Origin of the sequence: Mesorhizobium terrae (assembly GCF_008727715.1) — a bacterium.
GTDB classification, from domain to species: Bacteria; Pseudomonadota; Alphaproteobacteria; order Rhizobiales; family Rhizobiaceae; genus Mesorhizobium; species Mesorhizobium terrae.
Window position 1 is genome coordinate 2601221 of sequence record NZ_CP044218.1, and the last position, 19871, is coordinate 2621091.

The 19871-nt window shown below is 63.8% G+C and carries 23 protein-coding genes; 12 read left to right on the forward strand and 11 right to left on the reverse strand.

The window, feature by feature from the left end:
* The first annotated feature begins 146 nt into the window (after positions 1 to 146).
* The 6 genes from lptC (at position 147) to ptsN (ending at position 5366) form a co-directional block, all read left to right on the forward strand.
* Entirely contained in the window at positions 147 to 884 is a 738-nt protein-coding gene (gene lptC / locus FZF13_RS13945) for an LPS export ABC transporter periplasmic protein LptC (protein ID WP_024923966.1), read from the forward strand.
* Positions 871 to 1488: an LptA/OstA family protein gene (locus FZF13_RS13950; RefSeq protein ID WP_024923965.1), complete on the forward strand. Its 618-nt coding sequence runs from the start codon at positions 871 to 873 to the stop codon at positions 1486 to 1488. The genes lptC and FZF13_RS13950 overlap by 14 nt, the downstream gene beginning before the upstream one ends.
* 11 nt (positions 1489 to 1499) lie before the next feature.
* Positions 1500 to 2294, forward strand: coding sequence for an LPS export ABC transporter ATP-binding protein (gene lptB / locus FZF13_RS13955; RefSeq protein WP_036255080.1), 795 nt, complete (start codon positions 1500 to 1502; stop codon positions 2292 to 2294).
* 175 nt (positions 2295 to 2469) lie between these two features.
* A complete protein-coding gene (rpoN, locus tag FZF13_RS13960; protein ID WP_024923963.1) occupies positions 2470 to 3993 on the forward strand; it encodes an RNA polymerase factor sigma-54 in 1524 nt (507 codons plus the stop codon).
* Positions 3994 to 4257: 264 nt separating this feature from the next.
* Positions 4258 to 4842: a ribosome hibernation-promoting factor, HPF/YfiA family gene (gene hpf, locus FZF13_RS13965; RefSeq protein ID WP_024923962.1), complete on the forward strand. Its 585-nt coding sequence runs from the start codon at positions 4258 to 4260 to the stop codon at positions 4840 to 4842.
* Positions 4843 to 4901: 59 nt separating this feature from the next.
* Positions 4902 to 5366 (forward strand): PTS IIA-like nitrogen regulatory protein PtsN, encoded by a 465-nt coding sequence (gene ptsN, locus FZF13_RS13970; protein WP_024923961.1) that lies wholly within the window; start codon positions 4902 to 4904, stop codon positions 5364 to 5366.
* A 70-nt stretch (positions 5367 to 5436) separates the two neighbouring features.
* Here ptsN and FZF13_RS13975 read toward each other — a convergent pair whose 3' ends face one another.
* Together FZF13_RS13975 and FZF13_RS13980 are read right to left on the reverse strand one after the other, a co-directional pair.
* Complete coding sequence (locus FZF13_RS13975) at positions 5437 to 5694, reverse strand: BQ00720 family protein (RefSeq protein ID WP_024923960.1); 258 nt, start codon at positions 5692 to 5694, stop codon at positions 5437 to 5439.
* A gap of 63 nt (positions 5695 to 5757) precedes the next feature.
* A complete protein-coding gene (locus FZF13_RS13980) occupies positions 5758 to 6183 on the reverse strand; it encodes an Hsp20 family protein (RefSeq protein WP_024923959.1) in 426 nt (141 codons plus the stop codon).
* Between the two features lie 130 nt (positions 6184 to 6313).
* Between FZF13_RS13980 and FZF13_RS13985 the strand changes: the two genes are divergently transcribed.
* On the forward strand, positions 6314 to 7255 hold the full coding sequence (locus FZF13_RS13985) for a nucleoside hydrolase (RefSeq protein ID WP_024923958.1): 942 nt from the start codon (positions 6314 to 6316) through the stop codon (positions 7253 to 7255).
* A gap of 157 nt (positions 7256 to 7412) precedes the next feature.
* Here the strand turns inward: FZF13_RS13985 and FZF13_RS13990 are convergent, their stop codons facing one another.
* From FZF13_RS13990 to FZF13_RS14000, 3 genes are all read right to left on the reverse strand, one after another.
* Positions 7413 to 8027, reverse strand: a complete 615-nt coding sequence (locus tag FZF13_RS13990) for a LysE family translocator (RefSeq protein WP_024923957.1) — start codon at positions 8025 to 8027, stop codon at positions 7413 to 7415.
* Between the two features lie 85 nt (positions 8028 to 8112).
* Positions 8113 to 9585: an amidase gene (locus tag FZF13_RS13995; protein ID WP_024923956.1), complete on the reverse strand. Its 1473-nt coding sequence runs from the start codon at positions 9583 to 9585 to the stop codon at positions 8113 to 8115.
* 1 nt (position 9586) lies between these two features.
* Positions 9587 to 10495: a ribokinase gene (locus FZF13_RS14000; RefSeq protein WP_024923955.1), complete on the reverse strand. Its 909-nt coding sequence runs from the start codon at positions 10493 to 10495 to the stop codon at positions 9587 to 9589.
* Between the two features lie 332 nt (positions 10496 to 10827).
* Between FZF13_RS14000 and FZF13_RS14005 the strand changes: the two genes are divergently transcribed.
* A complete protein-coding gene (locus FZF13_RS14005; protein WP_024923954.1) occupies positions 10828 to 11739 on the forward strand; it encodes an EamA family transporter in 912 nt (303 codons plus the stop codon).
* 59 nt (positions 11740 to 11798) lie between these two features.
* Here the strand turns inward: FZF13_RS14005 and FZF13_RS14010 are convergent, their stop codons facing one another.
* Positions 11799 to 12701, reverse strand: a complete 903-nt coding sequence (locus tag FZF13_RS14010) for a methylated-DNA--[protein]-cysteine S-methyltransferase (protein WP_036255081.1) — start codon at positions 12699 to 12701, stop codon at positions 11799 to 11801.
* 85 nt (positions 12702 to 12786) lie between these two features.
* Entirely contained in the window at positions 12787 to 13281 is a 495-nt protein-coding gene (locus FZF13_RS14015) for a DUF2244 domain-containing protein (RefSeq protein WP_024923952.1), read from the reverse strand.
* Between the two features lie 22 nt (positions 13282 to 13303).
* Between FZF13_RS14015 and nth the strand changes: the two genes are divergently transcribed.
* Positions 13304 to 14107 carry an endonuclease III gene (gene nth / locus FZF13_RS14020; RefSeq protein WP_024923951.1) on the forward strand — a complete coding sequence of 268 codons (804 nt, stop codon included), beginning with the start codon at positions 13304 to 13306 and terminating at the stop codon, positions 14105 to 14107.
* A 9-nt stretch (positions 14108 to 14116) separates the two neighbouring features.
* Here nth and FZF13_RS14025 read toward each other — a convergent pair whose 3' ends face one another.
* Positions 14117 to 14572 carry a DUF2214 family protein gene (locus tag FZF13_RS14025; RefSeq protein WP_024923950.1) on the reverse strand — a complete coding sequence of 152 codons (456 nt, stop codon included), beginning with the start codon at positions 14570 to 14572 and terminating at the stop codon, positions 14117 to 14119.
* A gap of 241 nt (positions 14573 to 14813) precedes the next feature.
* Here FZF13_RS14025 and FZF13_RS14030 point away from each other — a divergent pair, with 241 nt between their 5' ends.
* Positions 14814 to 15374, forward strand: a complete 561-nt coding sequence (locus FZF13_RS14030) for a GNAT family N-acetyltransferase (protein ID WP_024923949.1) — start codon at positions 14814 to 14816, stop codon at positions 15372 to 15374.
* Positions 15375 to 15388: 14 nt separating this feature from the next.
* Here the strand turns inward: FZF13_RS14030 and FZF13_RS14035 are convergent, their stop codons facing one another.
* From FZF13_RS14035 to FZF13_RS14045, 3 genes are all read right to left on the reverse strand, one after another.
* Positions 15389 to 15943, reverse strand: coding sequence for an NUDIX hydrolase (locus FZF13_RS14035; protein ID WP_024923948.1), 555 nt, complete (start codon positions 15941 to 15943; stop codon positions 15389 to 15391).
* A 133-nt stretch (positions 15944 to 16076) separates the two neighbouring features.
* Positions 16077 to 16379 (reverse strand): hypothetical protein, encoded by a 303-nt coding sequence (locus FZF13_RS14040; protein ID WP_024923947.1) that lies wholly within the window; start codon positions 16377 to 16379, stop codon positions 16077 to 16079.
* Positions 16380 to 16581: 202 nt separating this feature from the next.
* Positions 16582 to 16770, reverse strand: coding sequence for a Flp family type IVb pilin (locus FZF13_RS14045; RefSeq protein WP_024923946.1), 189 nt, complete (start codon positions 16768 to 16770; stop codon positions 16582 to 16584).
* A 373-nt stretch (positions 16771 to 17143) separates the two neighbouring features.
* Between FZF13_RS14045 and FZF13_RS14050 the strand changes: the two genes are divergently transcribed.
* Positions 17144 to 18748 carry an inorganic phosphate transporter gene (locus tag FZF13_RS14050; RefSeq protein WP_024923945.1) on the forward strand — a complete coding sequence of 535 codons (1605 nt, stop codon included), beginning with the start codon at positions 17144 to 17146 and terminating at the stop codon, positions 18746 to 18748.
* A gap of 78 nt (positions 18749 to 18826) precedes the next feature.
* Positions 18827 to 19852 (forward strand): CorA family divalent cation transporter, encoded by a 1026-nt coding sequence (locus FZF13_RS14055; protein WP_024923944.1) that lies wholly within the window; start codon positions 18827 to 18829, stop codon positions 19850 to 19852.
* Positions 19853 to 19871 lie beyond the last annotated feature (19 nt).

The window sequence follows — 19871 nt, forward strand, 5'->3', positions numbered from 1 at the left end:
TAGTCTTGGCGGGCACCCTGGCGATCTGTATGCGCTGCAGGGAACGTCATATTTTTTGCGATATTTCTTTGCATGCGCTTGCTTGGGCGCGGCCTCGCCCCAAATAAGGGCGACGGTTCGGCGGGCGAGAGGACCAGAAGGTACACATGTTGGCACGAACGACCGATCCGGAGGGCAAGGACGATACTGCTCTCTTGCCGGAGCACGACCCCTCGGGCCACGTCGCCATGGAGCCCGCGCGTGTCGAGGCTTTCGGCAACGCCCAGCGCCATTCGCGCCGCGTGCGCGTGCTCAAGCTGGCTCTGCCGATCCTGGCCGGCATCATTGCCGTGGCATTTCCCGTCTATTCCTATCTGGTGAAGCCGGCGCAGCCGCCGGTAAAAGCCGATGGCAGCGCGTTTTCCAACGGCAAGCTGGTGATGGCCAATCCCAAGCTGGACGGTTTCACCAAGGAGAACCTGCCTTATTCGATGACGGCGCTGCGGGCGATCCAGGACGTTGCCAAGGAGAGCATCATCGGCCTGGAAGGCATCGACGCCAAGCTGCCGCTCGATGCCAGCACCTCGGCCGTGGTCGGGGCGGCGAAGGGGGTCTACAACCGCGACGCCAACACGCTGCAGCTGGAAAAGGACATCACCGTGACCACCACCAGCGGAATGGTGGTGAAGTTGAAATCGGCCTTCCTTGACATGGCGAAAGGCAATATGAAGACGAACGACCCGGTCGATATCGTCACGCGCGGATCGCACATCATGTCCGACACCATGTCGGTGGAGAGCGGCGGCAAGGTGCTGGTTTTCGAAAAACGGGTGCGTGTCAACCTGGAGCCTGGCGTGCTGAAGACGACCAGCGACAAGAGCGGAGAGCCGAATGCGGCCCAATAAGATGACATGGCTCGCCGTGGCGGCGTTGCTGGCGGCCGCGCCGGCCTTTGCCCAGACCGCGCAGACCAATATGTCCGGCCTCAAGCTCTCCGGTGACAAGCCGATCCAGATCGAGAGCGACAAACTGGAAGTACGGCAGGAAGAAAACCTCGCCATTTTCACCGGCAATGTCAGCGTCGTGCAGGGGCCGACGCTGCTGAAGGCCGGCCTTCTCAAGGTCTACTACATCAAGGATGCCGCCGCCGGTAAGAATGGCGCCAAGAGCACGAGCACAAGCGCGTCCATGGCCGGTCCGGCACTCGGCGGTTCCACCAATATCGATCATCTTGAGGTCGACGGCACGGTCTATCTGAAGTCGGACGACCAGGTTGCCACCGGCGATCGCGGCACTTTCGACATGAAGAGCCAGGTGCTGGTGCTGACCGGCTCCAAGGTGGTGCTGACCCAGGGCGACAACATCCTCACCGGCTGCAAGCTGACGGTCCAGATGAAATCCGGCCTCGCCAATGTGGACGGTTGCGCCAAGAGCGGTTCCAGCGGTCGCGTCATGATGTCGATCAGCCCGGATTCGACGAAGAACCCGGATGCAGCGAAGAAACCTTGACTGACACAGTGATGCGGCTCTTCAAACAAACCGACGCGAAACCCGCGGCGCCGGCCATCGTCGGTGGCGAGAAGGTCAAGCTGAAGGGCACGCTGATGGCCCGCGGCCTGTCCAAGAGCTACAAGGGCCGCAAAGTGGTGAACGGGGTGTCGATCGGCGTGCGCGCCGGCGAGGCCGTTGGCCTGCTCGGTCCCAATGGCGCCGGCAAGACCACCTGCTTTTACATGGTGACCGGGCTGGTGCCGGTCGACGAAGGCACGATCGAGATCGATGGCTTCGACGTCACCTCCATGCCGATGTACCGCCGGGCGAGGCTCGGCATCGGTTATCTGCCGCAGGAAGCCTCGATCTTCCGGGGCCTGAATGTCGAGCAGAACATCCGCGCCGTGCTGGAAGTCGTGGAAAAGAGCCGCAAGACGCGCGAGCGCGAGCTCGATGCGCTGCTCGAGGAATTTCACATCACCCATCTGCGCAAGGCGCCTTCAATGGCCCTATCGGGCGGCGAGCGGCGCCGCCTCGAGATTGCCCGCGCGCTGGCCAGCCGTCCGGCCTACATGCTGCTGGACGAGCCTTTCGCGGGCATCGATCCGATCGCGGTGGCCGATATCCAGCAGCTGGTGCGCCATCTGACGGCGCGCGGCATCGGCGTTCTGATCACCGACCACAATGTGCGCGAAACGCTGGGCCTCATCGACCGCGCCTACATCATCCATGCCGGCGAGGTGTTGACCCACGGCAAGGCCGAGGAAATCGTCGCGAACCCCGATGTGCGGCGGCTCTATCTCGGCGAAGCCTTCACGCTCTGATCCTTTTCCAAGTCGATCGCGGTTGTCACGGTCTGTGCGCGATCGATTGCCGGCAGCCGCCTAATGTTCCGGCACTTTGACATTGCGAGGCCATCCGAGCCTTGACAAGCAAAAGCCGGGCCAGTTCATAGTCGGTCGGAAAAATTTCCTCGAAGCGAGGTCCAGACCCTCAATCATGGCGCTGGCGGTCAAACTACAGCTCAGACAGTCGCAGTCGCTGGTGATGACGCCGCAGCTGATGCAGTCGATCCGGCTGTTGCAGCTCACCCATGTCGAACTGGAACGCTTCATCGACGAGGAGATCGAGCGCAACCCGCTGATCGATCGTGTCGACCCGCAGCCGGACGCCGCGGCCGCTCCTTCGCCGCCGGAAGAAGGCGCGTCGAAACCGGCGGACGCCGATGAATGGTTCGAAGCGGAAACCGCCTGGAGCTCCGAGGCGATCTCCGACAAGCTCGACACGTCGCTGGAAAACCTTTTTCCCGACGATCCCGGCACCAGCGAGCGGGTCGGGCCCGACCTTTCCCAGCAATGGAAGTCGGCGCCGGGCAATGGCGGCGGTGTCTCCGACACGTTCGACATGGAGGACATGGCGGCAGCCGCGGTGACGTTGCGCGACCATGTCGGCGAACAGATCGCCTTCGCCTTCACCGATGCCGGCGAACGGCTGATCGCGGCGGAACTGGCCGACGGGCTGGACGAGGCGGGCTATCTGCGCGCCGAACTGGCAGAGATCGCCGAGCGCCTCGGCACCGACACGGAGTCGGTCGAAAAGGTTCTGGAGACCTGCCGCACTTTCGATCCCGCCGGCCTGTTCGCCCGCGACCTTGCCGAATGCCTGTCGCTGCAGCTGGCCACCCGCGACCGACTCGACCCGGCGATGAAGGCGCTGGTTGCCAATCTGGAGCTGTTGGCGCGTCGCGATTTCCAGACGCTGAAGCGGCTCTGCGGCGTGGACGAGGAGGACCTGCTCGACATGCTGGCCGAAATCCGTGCGCTCGACCCGAGGCCGGGCCTGGCCTTCTCCGGCGGGGCCAGCGACGCCATCGTCGCCGATGTCGAGGTGCGGCCCGCCGCCGATGGCAGCTGGGCGGTCGAACTCAATGCCGAGACCCTGCCGCGCGTGCTGGTCGACCAGATCTATTTCAGCCAGGTGTTCGGGCAGGCCAAGAACCAGGCGGAGAAGGATTTCCTCTCCGAGTGCCTGCAAAACGCCAATTGGCTGACCCGCAGCCTGGACCAGCGCGCCAAGACCATCCTCAAGGTGGCCTCCGAGATCGTGCGCCAGCAGGATGCGTTCCTCGTCCTTGGCGTGCGTCACCTGCGGCCGCTCAACCTCAAGACGGTGGCCGATGCCATCGGCATGCATGAATCGACGGTCAGCCGGGTGACCGCCAACAAATACATGCTGACCCCGCGCGGCGTGTTCGAACTGCGTTATTTTTTCACCGCTTCAATCGCGGCGGCCGACGGCGGGGCGGCACATTCTTCGGAAGCGGTGCGCGATCGCATCCGCCAGATGATCGAGGATGAGACGTCGCAGGATGTGCTCTCCGACGACACCATCGTCGATCTTCTGAAGGCGGACGGCGTCGACGTCGCCCGCCGCACGGTAGCCAAGTATCGGGAAGGAATGAACATTCCGTCGTCGGTGCAGCGGCGGCGCGAAAAACGCGCGCGCGCCGGCGCCGCGCGCTGAGAAGGCGCGGATTTCCACAGTTTTTCGTTTCGTTGACAAGCGCCGGGGAGTTGGCTAGAAGCCCGGCCGCATGAGACGGGCCGTGGCCCGGAAGTGGTTGGCCCGTCGCGAAGTTGACCTGGGGGCGGTCAAGGAACGGTCCATGACCAGCAACAAGGTTCGGTACAAAATCGGGCGCGAAGGGCGCCGCGAAGCTTGTTTGCGCGGACCACAGGTATAAACTCCAAACAGTGTGAAGCCTGGGCAGGAAAGGTCAATTATCAAATGACGCTGCGCATATCGGGGAAACACATGGACATCGGCGATGCGTTCCGTACGCGCATCACCGATCGTATCGGAGAGGCAATCGGAAAATATTTCGACCGCGGTTTCTCGGGACATGTGACGGTGGTGAAGGCAGGTTCGCGTTACACTGCCGATTGCATGATCCGGCTCGATTCCGGCGTGGCCCTGCAGGCTACCGGCGACGGGCAGGAACCGACCGCGGCCTTTGAAGCAGCCGCCGACCGGCTGGAGACCCGGCTGCGCCGCTACAAGCGCCGGCTGAAGTCGCACGCGTCGGGCGCCGCCAACGGCGATGCCACCGATATCGCCTATGCGGTGGTGGCGCCGCTGGCCGACGACGACGAGGAAATTCCGGAAAACTATGCTCCCGCCATCGTGGCGGAATCGACGCTGGCGCTGAAGACCATGTCGGTCGCCTCGGCGGTCATCGAACTGGACACCAAGGACACCCCTGTCTTCGTCTTCCGCAATGCCGGAAACGAGCAGCTTAATATCGTCTACCGCCGGCCGGACGGAAACATTGGCTGGATCGACCCCTCGACGACCAAGGTCGCGCAGGGATAACGACCACGGCCGCGCCGAGGCGCGGCCTGGGCGGCCGGACGAACAAGGGATTTTTCAGCATGGATCTGAGTGATCTGATCGACGTTTCGGCGATTATGCCGGCGTTGAAGGCGAACTCGAAGAAGCAGTTGTTGCAGCTGCTGGCAGAGCGCGCCGCCACGATTTCCGGCATTCCGGAGCGCGAGGTCTTCGACATCATCCTGCAGCGCGAGCGGCTGGGTTCCACCGGCGTCGGCAATGGCATCGCCATCCCGCACGGCAAGCTTGCGGGCGTGAAGCGGATCGCCGGCGTGTTCGCCAGGCTGGAGACACCCGTTGATTTTGAATCGCTGGACGATCAGCCGGTCGATCTGGTCTTCCTGCTGCTGGCGCCGGAAGGCGCTGGCGCCGACCACCTCAAGGCGCTGTCGCGCATCGCGCGCCTGCTGCGCGACGCCGACACCGTTGCCAAAATACGCGGCACGCGCGACGCCAACGCCATCCATGCGTTGCTTTCGCAGACGCCGGCGTCGCACGCGGCCTGATATCCGGGAAAATTAAAGCTTCCACGGGCCGCCTCTGGCGGCCCTTTTCATGTCCGTGGAGTTGCCGTCGTCAGTGGATGGCGACGGTGGTCAGATCGTTCTCCATCGCGCCGGCAAGCGCGCGGTCACGGGCGTCCGACAACAGGATCGGCTGACCGTTGGCACCGAACAGCGCCCACAGTTCCATGCCGGGCTGGATCTCCTCGAGGCCGGGGAAGCGGCCGCGCAGATCGTCACTCGACACTTTCCTGAGATAAGCGACCGAACCTTCGCCCAGATGGGCGAATTCGCCGTTGGTCATGGTCTGTCTTTCGAGAGTTCTAGGCATTTCGAGCCTCCTTTCAGCGAGGCGCCGGTCCACGGCCACCGCGCATGAGAGCCATCGGCAAAGTCAGTCTTTCACCGATATGTTTATTTTCCGTACCAGCCTTTCGGCTTCCGGCCGGTCGAGGTCGATCGACAGAAGGCCGTTCTTCAGCTCCGCCGCCAATACGCGCATCCCATCCGCCAGCACGAAACAACGCTGGAATTGACGGGCTGCGATACCCCGGTGGAGGTATTCGCGTTCCGTCTCGTCGGTCTGACGTCCTCTGACCACCAGCTGATTTTCCTCGGTGGTCACATCGAGGTCTTCTTCCGCGAAGCCGGCGACAGCCAGCGTGATGCGCAGCCTTTCGGACGCATCATCGGTGCCGCGAAGCCGTTCGATGTTGTAGGGCGGATAGCTGTCGCCGGATTTCGCCAGGCGTTCCAGCGTCTTTTCCATCGCATCGAAGCCCAGAAGAAGCGGGCTGGAAAAGGTCGTCATACGACTCATTACGTTTTGTCCTCCAAGAGCGACATGAACCGGAAAAACCCGACTGGCATTTCCCCGGTCTGTGTTGATATGGTCCGCCGCGCGGGCAAGTTCAAGCCATCAAAAAATACCCGCTAGCCAAGGACACAAAATGCCCGAAAAGCGCAAGATCATCATCGATACCGACCCCGGCCAGGACGATGCCGTCGCCATATTGCTGGCGCTGGGCAGCCCGGAACTGGATGTCGTCGGCATCACCGCGGTCGCCGGCAACGTGCCGCTGCGCCTCACCGAAAAGAATGCCCTCAAGATCTGCGAACTGGCCGGTCGCCCCGACATCAAGGTTTTCTCGGGCGCGATCCGGCCGCTGGTGCGGCCGCTGGTCACCGCTGAGCATGTGCATGGCAAGACCGGCCTCGACGGCCCGGACCTGCCGGAGCCGACCATGAAGCTGCAGGGCCAGCATGCCGTCGACTTCATCGTCGAGACGGTGATGCGCGAAGAGCCGGGCACCGTTACGCTTTGCCCGCTCGGTCCGCTGACCAACATCGCGCTGGCGCTGGTGCGCGAGCCGCGCATCGCCCCGCGCATCAAGGAAATCGTGCTGATGGGCGGTGGGTTCTTCGAGGGCGGCAACGTGACGCCGACCGCCGAGTTCAACATCTATGTCGACCCGCATGCCGCCGATGTGGTGTTCCGTTCGGGCGTGCCGATCGTGGTGATGCCGCTCGACGTCACCCACAAGGCGCTGACCACGGCCAAGCGTGTCGAGGCCTTCCGCAAGATGGGCACCAAGGTGGGCAATGCCACAGCTGCGCTGCTCGATTTCTTCGAACGCTTCGACGAGGAGAAATACGGCACCGACGGCGGCCCGCTGCACGACCCGTGCGTGATCGCCTATCTGCTCAAGCCGGCGCTGTTCAAGGGCCGCCATTGCAATGTGACGGTCGAAACCGGCTCGGAACTGACCATGGGCATGACGGTGATCGACTGGTGGGGCGTCACCGACCGGCCGAAGAACGCGACGGTCATGCGCGACATCGACGCCGACGGTTTCTTCGCGCTGTTGACGGAGAGGCTGGGCCGGCTTTGAGCATTCCTTCTCCCCGTTTACGGGGAGAAGGTGCCGGCAGGCGGATGAGGGGCGGTACCCACACTCATCGTGATTGCGAATAAGGCTGGCGCTGCCCCTCACCCGGCCCTTCGGGCCACCCTCTCCCCGCAAGCGGGGAGAGGGGAAGCACGCGTCATTACCTTGCCCGCGTGAAGGCCAGCCACAGGCCGCCGCCGACGAGGAAGCCGCCGCTGATGCGGGAGAGCAGCTTGATGCGGTGCGCCGAGAGCAGGCGTCCCGCGCGGCCGGCGGCCAGCGCATAACAGCTGTCCGATACGGCGGCGAAGGCGAGCGCGGTCAGGCCCATCACCGTCATCTGCAGGGCGAAATGCCCGCTCGGATCGATGAACTGCGGGAAGAAGGCGCCGAAGAAGACCAGCGTCTTGGGATTGGAGACCGCGACCAGCACGCCCTGCAGCACGAAGCCGCCGCGCGGTTTGCGGGCCGAACCGTCCGGGTTCAGGCTGCCCTTGTTGCGGAACATCTGGATGCCCATCCAGATCAGGTAGGCGGCGCCGATGAGGCGCACCCATTCGAACCAGTGGCCCATGCCGGCGATCAGCGAGGTGAGCCCGATGGCGACGACGCCGATGGTGATGGCCAGTCCGATCTGGGTGCCCAGCACATTGGCGAGCCCGGCGCGGGTGCCATGGCGGATCGAGTTGGCGATAATCAGCGTCACCGTCGGTCCCGGCACCAGAACGATGACGATGCAGGCCACGACATAGGCGGCGTAGAGCGTAAGCGACATAGTTGACCTCCCGGTTCGAATGCCGGCCTTGGCCGGCGCGCAGATCAATGCATGCCGGCTTGACGCGTGCAAGGGGAGGGCGCGGTCAGGCCCGGGGCGACGCGCCGGTCTTCCAGGGCAGGACGGCTTCGTAGGCGGCCGCCGCCTGAAGCACGGCGAGATCGCCGCGCGGCCTGCCGATCAATTGCATGCCCATGGGCCTGCCCTTGGCGTCGAAGCCTGCCGGCACGTTCACGGCCGGGCAGCCGCCCAGCGTCGCCGCCGCGGTGACCTGCATCCAGCGGTGGTAGCTGTCCATCGCCTTACCGGCGACTTCGCTGGGCCAATGGACCGAGACGTCGAAGGGAAAGACCTGGGCCGTCGGCAGCGCCAAAAGGTCGAAACGTTCGAACAGCGACAGGAGCGTGCGGTGCCAGGCGGTGCGCCGCATCGCCGCCGCGTGGATCTGCGGCGCGGTCAGCCGGGCAGCACCTTCCGCCTCCCACACGGCTTCAGGCTTCAGCAAGGCGCGTTTGGCCGGGTCGTCATAGAGCATTTTCAGCGCGCAACCGCTCGACGACTGGCGCAGCGTGACGAAGGCCTGCCACAGCGCCTCGAAATCGAAATCCGGCAGCAGCGGCTCGACCGCGAAACCAATATCGCCGAGCCGCCCCAGCGCGGCCTCGCAGAGGTCGAGGATGCCGTCTTCCATCGGCAGGTGGCCACCGAGATTGCCCAGCCAGCCGATGCGGCCGCCGGCTACCGGCGCATCGTCCAGCCCGGCGAGGAAAGAGCCTTGCGGATCGTGCGACAGCGGCGCGCGCGGATGGTGGCCGGCCTGCACGTCGAGCAGCAGTGCCATGTCGCGCACGCTGCGGCCCATCGGGCCCTCGACGCCCATCTGCGCGTGAAAGACCTCGAAGCCGGGGCCGCCGGGCACCAGCCCCTGCGAGGGGCGGAAGCCGAAGACATTGTTGTAGGCGGCCGGATTGCGCAGCGAGCCGCCGAAATCGCTGCCGTCGGCCAGAGGCACCAGGTCGAGCGCCAGGGCGACGGCCGCGCCGCCGCTCGAGCCGCCCGCCGTCCAGGCGGAGTCGAAGGCGTTGAGCGTCGGCCCGAAGACGGGATTGTAGGTGTTGGAGCCGAGACCGAATTCGGGAACGTTGGTCTTGCCGATGACGATGGCGCCGGCCTTGCGCATGCGCTCGACGAAGAATTCGTCCTCCTCGGGCACGAGGTCGGCGAAGATCGGTGAGCCGAAGGTGGTCTTGAGGCCCTTGGTCAGGGCCAGATCCTTGACCGCGATGGGCAGACCGAAGAGCGGGCCCGTCGCACCACCGGCGGCGAGATGCGCGTCGGCGGCGTCGGCCTCGGCCAGGATGTCGCTGCGCTGACGCAGCGAGACGATGGCGTTGACCTGTCGGTTGACCGCCTCGATGCGGTCGAGGAAGGCTGTCGCCACCTCGCGCACCGAAAGCTGTTTTTCGCGGATCGCCTCGGCAAGATCCACGGCGCTCATGCCGCAGATGTGGCCGGCCGGCGAAATGGCGTGACGGCTGGTCGGACGTTCGCTGCTCATATCAGGCGCTGGCCGGGCCAAGAGCTGCTTCCACTTCGGCCGCCAGCGGGATCGCCGGCTGGGCGCCCGGCTTCAGGCAGGCGAGCGAACCGGCGGCGGCGGCGCGCGCCAGAGCGGTCTTCAATGGCAGGCCGGATTCCAGTCCCGCCGCCAGATAGCCGCAAAAAGTGTCGCCGGCGCCGACCGTGTCGACCGGAACGATCTTGAGGGCAGGGACCTTCAGGAATTCGTCGCCGGTGGCGGCCAGAACGCCTTCGCCCCCCAGCGTGACGACGATGGTGCGGCCGGTCTTCTTGGCATAGGCGCGCATGCGTTCGCCACGGTCGGTGCCGGTCAGCCCGAGGGGCTCGCAATAGAGGTCGAACTCGGTCTCGTTGGCGACGACATAGTCGGCCTTGCCGAGCAGCCTGGCCGCCTCGATGCGGGCCGGGGCCGTGTTGAGCACGGTGATCGCTCCAGCTTTGCGCGCGGCGTCCAGGGCGGCATCCACGGTATCGAGCGGTATCTCGTGCTGTAAAAGCACGACGTCGCCCTTGCCAAGCCGGGCCTTGGCGACATCGCCCGGCACGACGGTATTGTTGGCGCCGGCCACCACGGCGATCATGTTCTCGCCATCGCCGCCGACCAGGATGTGGGCCGTGCCGGTGGAACTGTGTGTCTCGGCGACGGCGGAAAGGTCGACCTTGCCGGCCTTCAGCAGGGCCAGTGCCTCGCCGGCGAAGGCGTCCTTGCCGACAGCGCCCACCATGCGCACCCCGGCGCCGGCGCGCGCGGCGGCCAGCGCCTGGTTAGCGCCCTTGCCGCCCGGCGCGGTGGTGAAGCTGGTGCCCGGCACCGTCTCGCCCGGGCCCGGCAGGCGGTCGACGGTGGCTATAAGGTCGAGGTTGATGGAACCGATGGTGATGATCAAGGCGGGCCGTCCCTCTTATGTCGGCTTGTTTTGCGGCGGACCCTACTGCATCGGCCAGAAAATCGGAATCGATTTTCGGTAGGCACGATGCAGCAGACTCAAAGTGCTAGAGCGTCCTTTGCGCGTCCAATCGGACGCGCGGCGCTCTAGCGTTTCTCCAAAGCGAATGAAACAGCTTTGCCGGCTGGCGCATGACCCGTCTCGCTGTGGTCCGGCAGATGGCGGATCCGGATAGGCCACCGGGACCGGCGGGCTTGCCTGGGTTCAGGCGGAGGGGTAGAATAATCAAGTAATTTCAAATATTTATGTTTATCCATCAGGAAAATTGAACAATGCGGCCGCGACATCTCCTGTTGGCTCTGGGCATCGTCTTCATCTGGGGCGTCAATTTCGCCATCATCAAGCTCGGGCTCAGGCAGGTCTCGCCGCTGGCGCTCGGCGTCGCGCGTTTCTTCCTGGCGGCATTTCCCTGGGTGTTCTTCATTCCTCGCCCCAAGGTGCCGCTCGGCATGATCGCGCTCTACGGTTTCCTGATCTTTGCGCTGCAGTTCGGTTTCCTGTTCACCGGCATGAAGCTGGGTATGAGCGCGGGGCTGTCGTCGCTCATCCTGCAGTTGCAGGTGTTCTTCACCATCGGCCTTTCGGTGCTGATGCTCGGCGAACGTCCGACGGGCTGGCAACTGGCGGGCGCGGTGCTTGCCTTTGCCGGGGTCGGTGTGGTTGCGCTGAATGTCGGCGGCGACGTGACGGTTGTCGGACTTATCCTGCTTGTGGCGGCAGCTGCTTCCTGGGGTGGTGGTAACATTGTCTCGAAGCGGATTTCGCAGCGCTCAAGTACGTCCAACGTGCTTGGACTGGTGGTGTGGGGCAGCCTGTTCGCGCTGCCGGTGCTGCTGGCAGTGGCACTGGTGCTCGATCCGGAGCATCTCGTCTCGAGCTTCACCAGCCTCGATTGGGTGTCGATCGGTTCGATCGCTTATATCGTCTATCTGTCGACGCTGCTTGGGTTCGCGGTCTGGGCTGGGCTGCTTGCGCGCTACCCTGTTTCCACGGTGGCACCGTTCACGCTTCTGGTGCCGGTGTTCGGTTTCCTCGGCTCGACCGTCCTGCTCGGCGAACCGCTGCAAGGCTGGAAGCTCGGCGCTTCCAGCCTTGTCATTGCCGGGCTGTGTATCAATCTGTTCGGGTCGCGGTTCGCGTCTAGAGCGCCGCGTGTCCGTTCGGACACGCAAAGGACGCTCTAGCACTTTGAATTGGCGCATGATCCTTTCCGAAAATCCGAACCGATTTTCGGGGTCATGCGCTAGAGCACACCCGCCGAAAGCTGACCTGCTTCCCAGCCCAGAATAGCCCGCTTGCGGGTCAGGCCCCAGTGGTAGCCGGTGAGCGCGCCGGATTTGCCGAGCGCACGGTGGCACGGCACCACGAAGGAAAGCGGATTGGCGCCGACCGCCGCTCCCACCGCCCGGCTCGCCGTCGGCTGGCCGATCTCGGCGGCGATCGCCGAATAGGTGCAGGCCTTGCCCATCGGGATGCGCAGCAGGGCTTCCCAGACCCGGAGCTGGAAATCCGAGCCGATCATCACCACGCGCAGCGGCTGGTCGGACCGCCAGTGGGCCGGGTCGAAGATGCGTGCGGCGTAAGGGGCCGTGGCGCTGATGTCCTCGACATAGGTGGCGTTCGGCCAGCGGCTCGACATGTCGCGGAAAGCCGACTGTTCGTTGCCGGCGTCGTTGAAGGCAAGGCCGGCCAGACCACGATCGGTGACCATGATCAGGGCAACGCCGAAGGGCGAGATGTGGTAGCCGTAGCGGATGGTCAGGCCTTCACCGCGTGTCTTGTAGTTGCCCGGCGACATCGCCTCGTGGGTGACGAACAGGTCGTGCAGGCGGCCGGGGCCAGACATGCCGACCTCGAAGGAGGCTTCGAGCAACGGCATGCCGGAATCGAGCAGCCGACGGGCATGATCGAGCGTCACCGCCTGCAGGAAAGCCTTGGGCGACAGTCCGGCCCAGCGCGTGAACAGCTTCTGCAAGCCGGTCGGGGTCTCGCCGACCTCCTCGGCCAGGACTTCCAGCGAAGGCTGGTCGCGATAATCGAGGCTGATCTTCTCGATGGCACGGCGCACGACCTCGTAGTCGCTGCCTTCCGGCGTGATGTCCTTTTCAAGGGTCGGGGCGATCTTCATCGGCATTCTGGTATTCATAGCGAGCTGAGCGTTCATGGCAATTTCTCCTTGAACGCGAATATCGGCGCTTGAAGGAGCGGTCTCCACCCGTTTCCTGCGAAGATCAGCGTGCCTTGACGGTGGCAAGCGCCCGGGTGAAGGCGGTGGCGAAGCTTTCGCGGTCATCGGGATTGAGGAAACTACCGATCGGTACGCGCTCGCCGCGCGATTCCACCGTCATGGCGGTGATGCCTATCTCACTGTGGCGGGCGACCGAGAAGCGCGACCAGAACGGGTTGAAATGATGTTCTTCCGTTCTGCCCGAAGGGGCGGTCTTGCGGATGTCGAGCGCGGTGCGCGACACCGAGACTTCCTCGCGGGCCCTGGCGGCGCGATAGTTCAGGCGAAAGGCGACATAGACCGCCAGCACGTCGAGGCCGAAGAAGCCGAAGATCGGCCAAGCGCCGTAGGACAGGAAGATGATGCCTGTCACCGCCCAGCCGAACAGCAACGCGCCGATCAGGATCATGAAGCCGGTGCGACCGAGCGAGCGGTGCGGCATCAGCAGGGCCTGGAAGACCGGCTCGTCCGCGGCGAAAGTGGCGTTTGTGTCGCTCATCGCCCGATATTATAGGAAGGCGATGGTTGCCCCCAAGTCCAAAGATCGCCGCACCCGCGAAAATCCATCCGTGCCGCTGCGCAATGGCGCCGCGCATGCGCTCGCGAAGAAGAAGGCATCGCGTGCCAGGTCTGCCTATACGCCGGCCGAGGTGCACGAGATTTTTCGCCGCTTTGCCGTGCAGCGGCCCGAGCCGAAGGGCGAGCTGGAACACGTCAACGCCTTTACGCTGCTGGTGGCCGTGGTGCTGTCGGCGCAGGCGACCGACGCCGGCGTCAACAAGGCGACACGGGCCCTGTTCAAGGTGGCTGACACGCCGCAGAAGATGCTGGCGCTCGGCGAGGAAAGGGTGGGGGAATACATCCGCACAATCGGCCTCTGGCGCAACAAGGCCAAGAACGTGATCGCGCTGTCGCAGGCGTTGATCGCCGACCACGGCGGCACGGTGCCGGACAATCGCGACGAATTGGTGAAGTTGCCTGGCGTCGGCAGGAAAACCGCCAATGTCGTGCTCAACATGGCTTTCGGGCAGCACACGATGGCGGTGGACACGCATATCCTGCGCATCGGCAACCGACTGGGGCTGGCGCCGGGCAAGACGCCGGAACAGGTCGAAGACGAGCTCGTCCGCATCATTCCGGACGAATATATGCGCCACGCGCATCACTGGCTGATCCTGCATGGGCGCTATGTCTGCAAGGCGCGCAAACCGGATTGCCAGGCCTGCGTAATCGCCGACATCTGCAAGGCGGCGGAAAAGACAAACACAATTCCCGCGCCGCTCATCGAATTGGCGCCACTCGAAGCGGCCAGCGACGTCCTTTAGAGTGGTCTGCTAGAGGCCGTAGCCGCGCGCCATGGCGGCGGCAAAGGCGGGGATCGCCAGGAAAAGCAGCGCCTCCAGCCAGATATAGCGGCGCACCGCGGCCAGTTCGGTCTCCGGCACCTGGTAGGATGCGTTGGCCTTGGCCTGGCGGCTCCAGGCAATGAAACGCATGGTGGGCACGATGGAGAGCAGGCCGACGGCCGCGAAGATCGCCATCTTGGTCCAGAACACCCAATTGTAGACGTAGAATTCCCATCCTTTCAGGCCGTGGAAGACACGGCCGACGCCGACGAGGATGATCAGGACGGCGAGCAGGCCGTAGTGTCGGTCGATCAGGGCAAGCCGGCGGATGGTGCCGGGTGTGATTTCGTTGCGTAGCAGCACGAATTCCGCCGCGATCACCCCGGCCAGCGAAAAAGCCAGCAGATGGTGGAAAATGGCCAGAACAAGGTCGGTCGTTTCCATGTGCGCTTCTCCGGTGTGCGGCGGTCATTTCATACAATGCCGGCGGCGAAGTTCCCAGCCCATCCGCTCAGCCTGTCGCGCGTCCATTCGGACGCTTTAAGGATGCCCAGGCATTTTCGAATCCGCGCATCGCGCTTCATGCGTGGTCCCGTCTTTCCGCTGGCAGGACTAGTCACAAAAGCTGGCCCTTGCCCGGTATGAGCGGGCTGATATTTGCGGCGACCCCATAGAGAGAATTGCCATGACCGCCCCAGCCTTCAAGACCGCGCCCATCATCGAAACGCAACGGACGATCCTGCGGGCGCACGGGCTGGACGATTTCGACACCTATGCCGAGATGTGGTCGGAGCCGGCGGTATGCCGGTTCATCGGCGGCAGGGCGCGCACCCGCGAGGAAAGCTGGCAGCGGTTCCTGCGCCATGCCGGCCTGTGGTCGCTGATCGGCTACGGTTATTGGGCGGTCGAGGACAAGGCGACAGGGCGTTTCATCGGCGAGGCCGGCTTCCAGGACATGAAGCGCGAAATCCAGCCCTCGCTGGAAGGTCTTCCGGAAATCGGCTGGGTTCTGGCTTCTGCCGCGCATGGCAAGGGCATTGCCAGCGAGATCGTTGGTGAAATGACGGCCTGGGCCGACAATGTTCTAGGGGCGCAGAGAACCGTCTGCATCATCGATCCCGAGAATGTTGCCTCGCTGAACGTCGCGCGCAAGACTGCTTACAACGAGGTGCTGCGCACGACCTACCATGAAAAGCCGACAATCTTGCTTGAGCGACCGAAAGCCGGCGGTCTGAACAGCGTTTGATACAACGCTCTTGCTCAAAGAGCGGCGGGCAAGGTCAATGTCCTGAGCAGCGTCGACAGTTCGGGTTCGTCGATCAGGGTCGCGGCGTCCTCGGGCTTCAGCCAGGCGCGCTGGCGGCTGCGTGCCTCCGGCCAGTTGGCCAGTTCCCCGGTGACGGCGAGCAGATAGACGGTGACGTCGACCCGCGCGAAGGTTCGCGCAAGCCGCTTCCAGTAGGAATAGCTGCCGGCCGGCTCCTTCAGCGTCTTGCCGACGACGCCCGCTTCTTCCATCGCCTCGATGGTGGCGGCCTTGCGTCCGCTCTTGCCGGGCATCGGCCAGCCCTTCGGCAGGATGAAACGCCTGGTCTGGCGCGAGGTGACCAGCATCACCTCAAGGCTGCCGTCCTCGCCGCGCCGAAACGGAATGGCGGCGACCTGGCGGATCGTCTTGCCCTTTTTGGCTTTCCGAACCGCCTGCTTCTTCGGTGAGGGTTTGGCGAGCGGCTGCTTCTCGACAGGCGTCTTCAGGGGCGCCTTCTTCTTGGGCGCGGCCTTGCGTTCAATGCTCTTTTTCTTGGGTGTCGCCATCGCACGTCCGGTCCAATCCGCCGTGCAGGACGAGGCGGGACCTCAAATTAACACAAAGGCCCGGCGAGCGAATGGATGCTTTGCCGTAGCACACACTTATCGTAGACGGCTAATAAAACGAAAATACATCCTGTCAACGACAGCCACCAACCGCACCGCCGCCATTCAGCGATTGCTGGCAAGGTTGCCGGATCGCTGGCGCGGCATTTTGGGACGGCGTCGTAACCTGCCGGTCGAGCTCGCGGTAGATCTGCTGTTGCTGCTGGAACTGCTGCCGCTGGATCTCGCTTCGCAATGCATCCGCGTCCGCCTGGCCGAATGAGTTGATGCCGGGCCGTACGGGGGCCATCGTTTGAGCCATAGCGATGGTCATGGGAATAAGCGAAACCGTCAGCGCCAAGCCGAACCAGATTGCGATGCCGTGAAGCCGTTTCATTGTCTACTGCCGGGTTGTCCGAGCCGATGCTCATTTCTCCCCTATATAGTGCAGGCGGCGGCCGGGTCCATGGTTGCGGGTCTTGTCGTGCTCCTTGCAGGCGGACGGGTGGGATAGTGCCAACGATTTCCTAGCCCTGGAAAATGAAAAGGGCCGCCCGAAGGCGGCCCCGATCTCTTGGTGCAACAGGCCTCGGGCCCGATCAGCCGCCGTTGCCGCTGCCAGCGTTCTTCAGCGTGCCGGCGATGGTGTTGAACTTGGCATTGATGGTGTTGCCGAGGAAGCCGGCGCCAGCAACGATCGCCAGAGCGATCAGGGCGGCGATCAGGCCGTATTCAATGGCGGTTGCGCCCGACTCGTCCTTGACGAAGCGCGAAAGAAGATTGGTCATGATGGTATCCTTTGCCCGGTTGTAACTTTTGTTCGACGGTCTCTTTGCGAACCGTGGCCCATCATGCGGGTGAGCGATTTCAGACAGGTTAAGGTGGATGGTAAACAAATAGTGGCTCTGGCGGTTGCTTAACAAACACAAAACATAGATCGGAAAATTTCCGTATAATTGTCCCATTACTCTCATTGCCGGAGAATGGGCCTCTCTCCCTGCTTGGATTTGGCAAGGATATCAAAGATCAGGATGGCGCTTCGCGATCCTGGCCAATCTCGAAGCGGTGCCGGCCGGTTTCGCTGCGTGAGACGTCACAACAGCTTCATTCAGCCAAAATAGGGTTCCTTGAATTTTGCTGCACTGCAAAAGGAACGGGGCAATGGTGGACGTCACATCAAGTCAAATGGGTATTCCGAGGCCCGAGCATCCGCTCGAAGGGCCGAGCAAGGCCGGCAAATGGTTCATGCCGGTCTTCCTGGCGATCGTACTCGGCGGCCTCATCTATATCGGTTATGCGCTCAGCCAGGAGCTTACCAGCGCGATTGCCGTGCCGTGGATCCTGCTCGGGCTCGCGTTGCTGATCGCGCTCGGCTTCGAATTCGTTAACGGTTTCCACGACACCGCCAATGCGGTCGCGACCGTCATCTACACCCATTCCATGCCGGCCGAGTTCGCCGTCATGTGGTCCGGTTTCTTCAACTTCCTTGGCGTGCTCACCGCCAGCGGTGCCGTTGCCTTCGGCATCATTTCGCTGCTTCCGGTCGAGCTCATCCTGCAGGTCGGCTCCAGCGCGGGTCTGGCCATGGTGTTCTCGCTGCTGACCGCGGCGATCATCTGGAACCTCGGCACCTGGTATCTTGGTCTGCCGTCGTCCAGTTCGCACACCCTGATCGGCTCGATCGTCGGTGTCGGCCTCGCCAACCAGTTCCTGGCGCCGGCCGGTAGCGCCACAAGCGGCGTCGACTGGTCGAAAGCCATAGAAGTCGGCATGGCGCTGCTGGTTTCGCCGCTGGTCGGTTTCGGCATGGCGGCACTCCTCCTGCTTGCGATGAAGCTGTTCATCAAGAACAAGGCGCTCTATGAGGCGCCGTCGGGCAATGCGCCGCCGCCGCTGTGGATCCGCGCGCTGCTGATCTTCACCTGCACCGGCGTTTCCTTCGCCCACGGTTCCAATGACGGCCAGAAGGGCATGGGTCTGATCATGCTGATCCTGATCGGCGTGGTGCCGACCGCCTTTGCGCTCAATCGCACGCCCGATGTCAACTATCTCGAAGCCTACAAATCCGCGGCCGCGCAGGTGGATACCGTGCTCGGCAAATATGTGAAGCCGGGTGTGGTGGTGACCGACGCCAAGGCGGTGGTCAGCGAGGCGGTGCGCACCAAGACCTGGACGGACCAGACGACGCCGGCGCTGCAGGCGTTCATCCATCAGACGAATGAACTGGTGTCGCCTTATCCTTCGGTCGAGAAACTGCCGATCGAACTGGTCAGCAATGCGCGCAATGACATCTATCTCATCGGCGAGGCGCTGAAGCTGATCGACAAGAAGAAGCTTCTGCCGATGGAGGGCGAGGATCTCAAGGCGGTCACCAACTATCATAAGGCCGTCGACAACGCGACGAAGTTCATCCCGCTCTGGGTCAAGATCGCCATCGCGCTGGCGCTGGGGCTTGGCACGATGGTCGGCTGGAAGCGCATCGTCGTCACCGTCGGCGAGAAGATCGGAAAGACGCATCTGACCTATGGCCAGGGTGCCGCCGCCGAACTCGTCGCCATGGGCACGATCGGCGCCGCCGACGCCTTCGGCCTGCCGGTGTCGACCACGCATGTGCTGTCGTCGGGCGTTGCCGGCACGATGGCGGCAAACGGTTCGGGCCTGCAGTGGTCGACCGTGCGCAACATGCTGCTCGCCTGGGTGCTGACCTTGCCGGCCTCGATCGCGCTCGCCTTCGGGCTGTTCGTGGTGATGCGCAAGCTGTTTTGAGGGCGGGTTCTTTTCTCACAAAGGGAAGCCGGCGCGCGGGTCGCGCCGGCTTCTGCCGAACAAGGCTCGGTGACGCCAATGAATGAAACCTTGCGTTTGAACCTTCTGGGAACAGGCGATGCGGAGCAGGTGCCGGGCCTGATCTGCGCCTATCGTGGATTTCCCGGTCAACCAGCCGCTCAGCTTCACCCGCAAGAGATCGACGCGGCCCTCGCGGCCGAGGATGGCTGGGTGTGGCTGCATGTCGATCTGGTCGACCAGCGCGCGCACGGCTGGGTTGCCCACCGCTGCGCACTTCCGCCGGCGGCGCGCGCGATCCTGGAAGGACATGACGACAGTCTGGTCCTCGGGCATGAAGACGGCATGATGCATGGCATAGCCGCCGACATGCACAAGGACATAGAACGACCGTCGAGCACGATCGGCCGGCTGCATTTCGCTGTGACCGAACGTCTGCTGGTCACCGGCAGGCGCCATCCGCTGGAGGCGGTGGACAAGGTGCGGCGCTCGCTTGCCGGCGGCTTCGCGCCGGCGACGGCCTTCGAGCTGTTCGAGGCCATCGTCACGACCTTCTGCAAGAACACAGGGTTGCGGCTGGTCGACGCGACAAAAAAGCTCGACGAGGTCGAGGACAATCTGGTCACCGAACGGCTGAGCGACGAGCGCCGCCGTCTCAAGGAATTGCGGCGGCTGGCGGTGTCGCTGCACCGGCCGGTGGCCGGCATGGTCGCGCTGTTCGAGGATGAGGACCGCGACGACTGGAAACTATCGAAGGCCGCGCATGCCGCATTGCAGCGCCTGGCCGCGCGGCTGGAACGGCTCGACCGCGAAATCGTCATGATCAACGACCGGGCGCGTTTGCTGCAGGAGGAGATGGCGGCGGAGCTGGCGGACGAATCCAACCGCAGCCTGAAGGCAATGGCGGTGATGAGCGCCTTGTTGCTGCCGGGTACGCTGGTTGTCGGCGTTTTCGGCATGAATACGGCCGGCCTGCCGTTCACCCATGGCGACAGCGGCTTCATCTGGGCCGTTGCGCTGGTTATCGGTGCGACCGGGCTTTTCTACTGGCTGCTGCGTCGCGCCGGCATCAGCCTGCGTTTCTGACCGTCAGGCGAGACATCAC

Coding starts and splice junctions, on each gene's coding strand:
- FZF13_RS14035 (WP_024923948.1), bottom strand. CDS start 15,943: ATGGCGACACCCAAGAAAAAGAGCATTGAACGCAAGGCCGCGCCCAAG.
- FZF13_RS14055 (WP_024923944.1), top strand. CDS start 18,827: ATGAATGAAACCTTGCGTTTGAACCTTCTGGGAACAGGCGATGCGGAG.
- FZF13_RS13990 (WP_024923957.1), bottom strand. CDS start 8,027: ATGTCGCTTACGCTCTACGCCGCCTATGTCGTGGCCTGCATCGTCATC.
- FZF13_RS13995 (WP_024923956.1), bottom strand. CDS start 9,585: ATGAGCAGCGAACGTCCGACCAGCCGTCACGCCATTTCGCCGGCCGGC.
- FZF13_RS14015 (WP_024923952.1), bottom strand. CDS start 13,281: ATGAGCGACACAAACGCCACTTTCGCCGCGGACGAGCCGGTCTTCCAG.
- FZF13_RS14050 (WP_024923945.1), top strand. CDS start 17,144: ATGGTGGACGTCACATCAAGTCAAATGGGTATTCCGAGGCCCGAGCAT.
- lptB (WP_036255080.1), top strand. CDS start 1,500: ATGCGGCTCTTCAAACAAACCGACGCGAAACCCGCGGCGCCGGCCATC.
- FZF13_RS14030 (WP_024923949.1), top strand. CDS start 14,814: ATGACCGCCCCAGCCTTCAAGACCGCGCCCATCATCGAAACGCAACGG.
- FZF13_RS14040 (WP_024923947.1), bottom strand. CDS start 16,379: ATGAAACGGCTTCACGGCATCGCAATCTGGTTCGGCTTGGCGCTGACG.
- FZF13_RS13980 (WP_024923959.1), bottom strand. CDS start 6,183: ATGAGTCGTATGACGACCTTTTCCAGCCCGCTTCTTCTGGGCTTCGAT.
- ptsN (WP_024923961.1), top strand. CDS start 4,902: ATGGATCTGAGTGATCTGATCGACGTTTCGGCGATTATGCCGGCGTTG.
- FZF13_RS13975 (WP_024923960.1), bottom strand. CDS start 5,694: ATGCCTAGAACTCTCGAAAGACAGACCATGACCAACGGCGAATTCGCC.
- FZF13_RS14010 (WP_036255081.1), bottom strand. CDS start 12,701: ATGAATACCAGAATGCCGATGAAGATCGCCCCGACCCTTGAAAAGGAC.
- FZF13_RS14025 (WP_024923950.1), bottom strand. CDS start 14,572: ATGGAAACGACCGACCTTGTTCTGGCCATTTTCCACCATCTGCTGGCT.
- FZF13_RS14045 (WP_024923946.1), bottom strand. CDS start 16,770: ATGACCAATCTTCTTTCGCGCTTCGTCAAGGACGAGTCGGGCGCAACC.
- nth (WP_024923951.1), top strand. CDS start 13,304: ATGGTTGCCCCCAAGTCCAAAGATCGCCGCACCCGCGAAAATCCATCC.
- FZF13_RS13950 (WP_024923965.1), top strand. CDS start 871: ATGCGGCCCAATAAGATGACATGGCTCGCCGTGGCGGCGTTGCTGGCG.
- hpf (WP_024923962.1), top strand. CDS start 4,258: ATGACGCTGCGCATATCGGGGAAACACATGGACATCGGCGATGCGTTC.
- FZF13_RS13985 (WP_024923958.1), top strand. CDS start 6,314: ATGCCCGAAAAGCGCAAGATCATCATCGATACCGACCCCGGCCAGGAC.
- FZF13_RS14005 (WP_024923954.1), top strand. CDS start 10,828: ATGCGGCCGCGACATCTCCTGTTGGCTCTGGGCATCGTCTTCATCTGG.
- rpoN (WP_024923963.1), top strand. CDS start 2,470: ATGGCGCTGGCGGTCAAACTACAGCTCAGACAGTCGCAGTCGCTGGTG.
- lptC (WP_024923966.1), top strand. CDS start 147: ATGTTGGCACGAACGACCGATCCGGAGGGCAAGGACGATACTGCTCTC.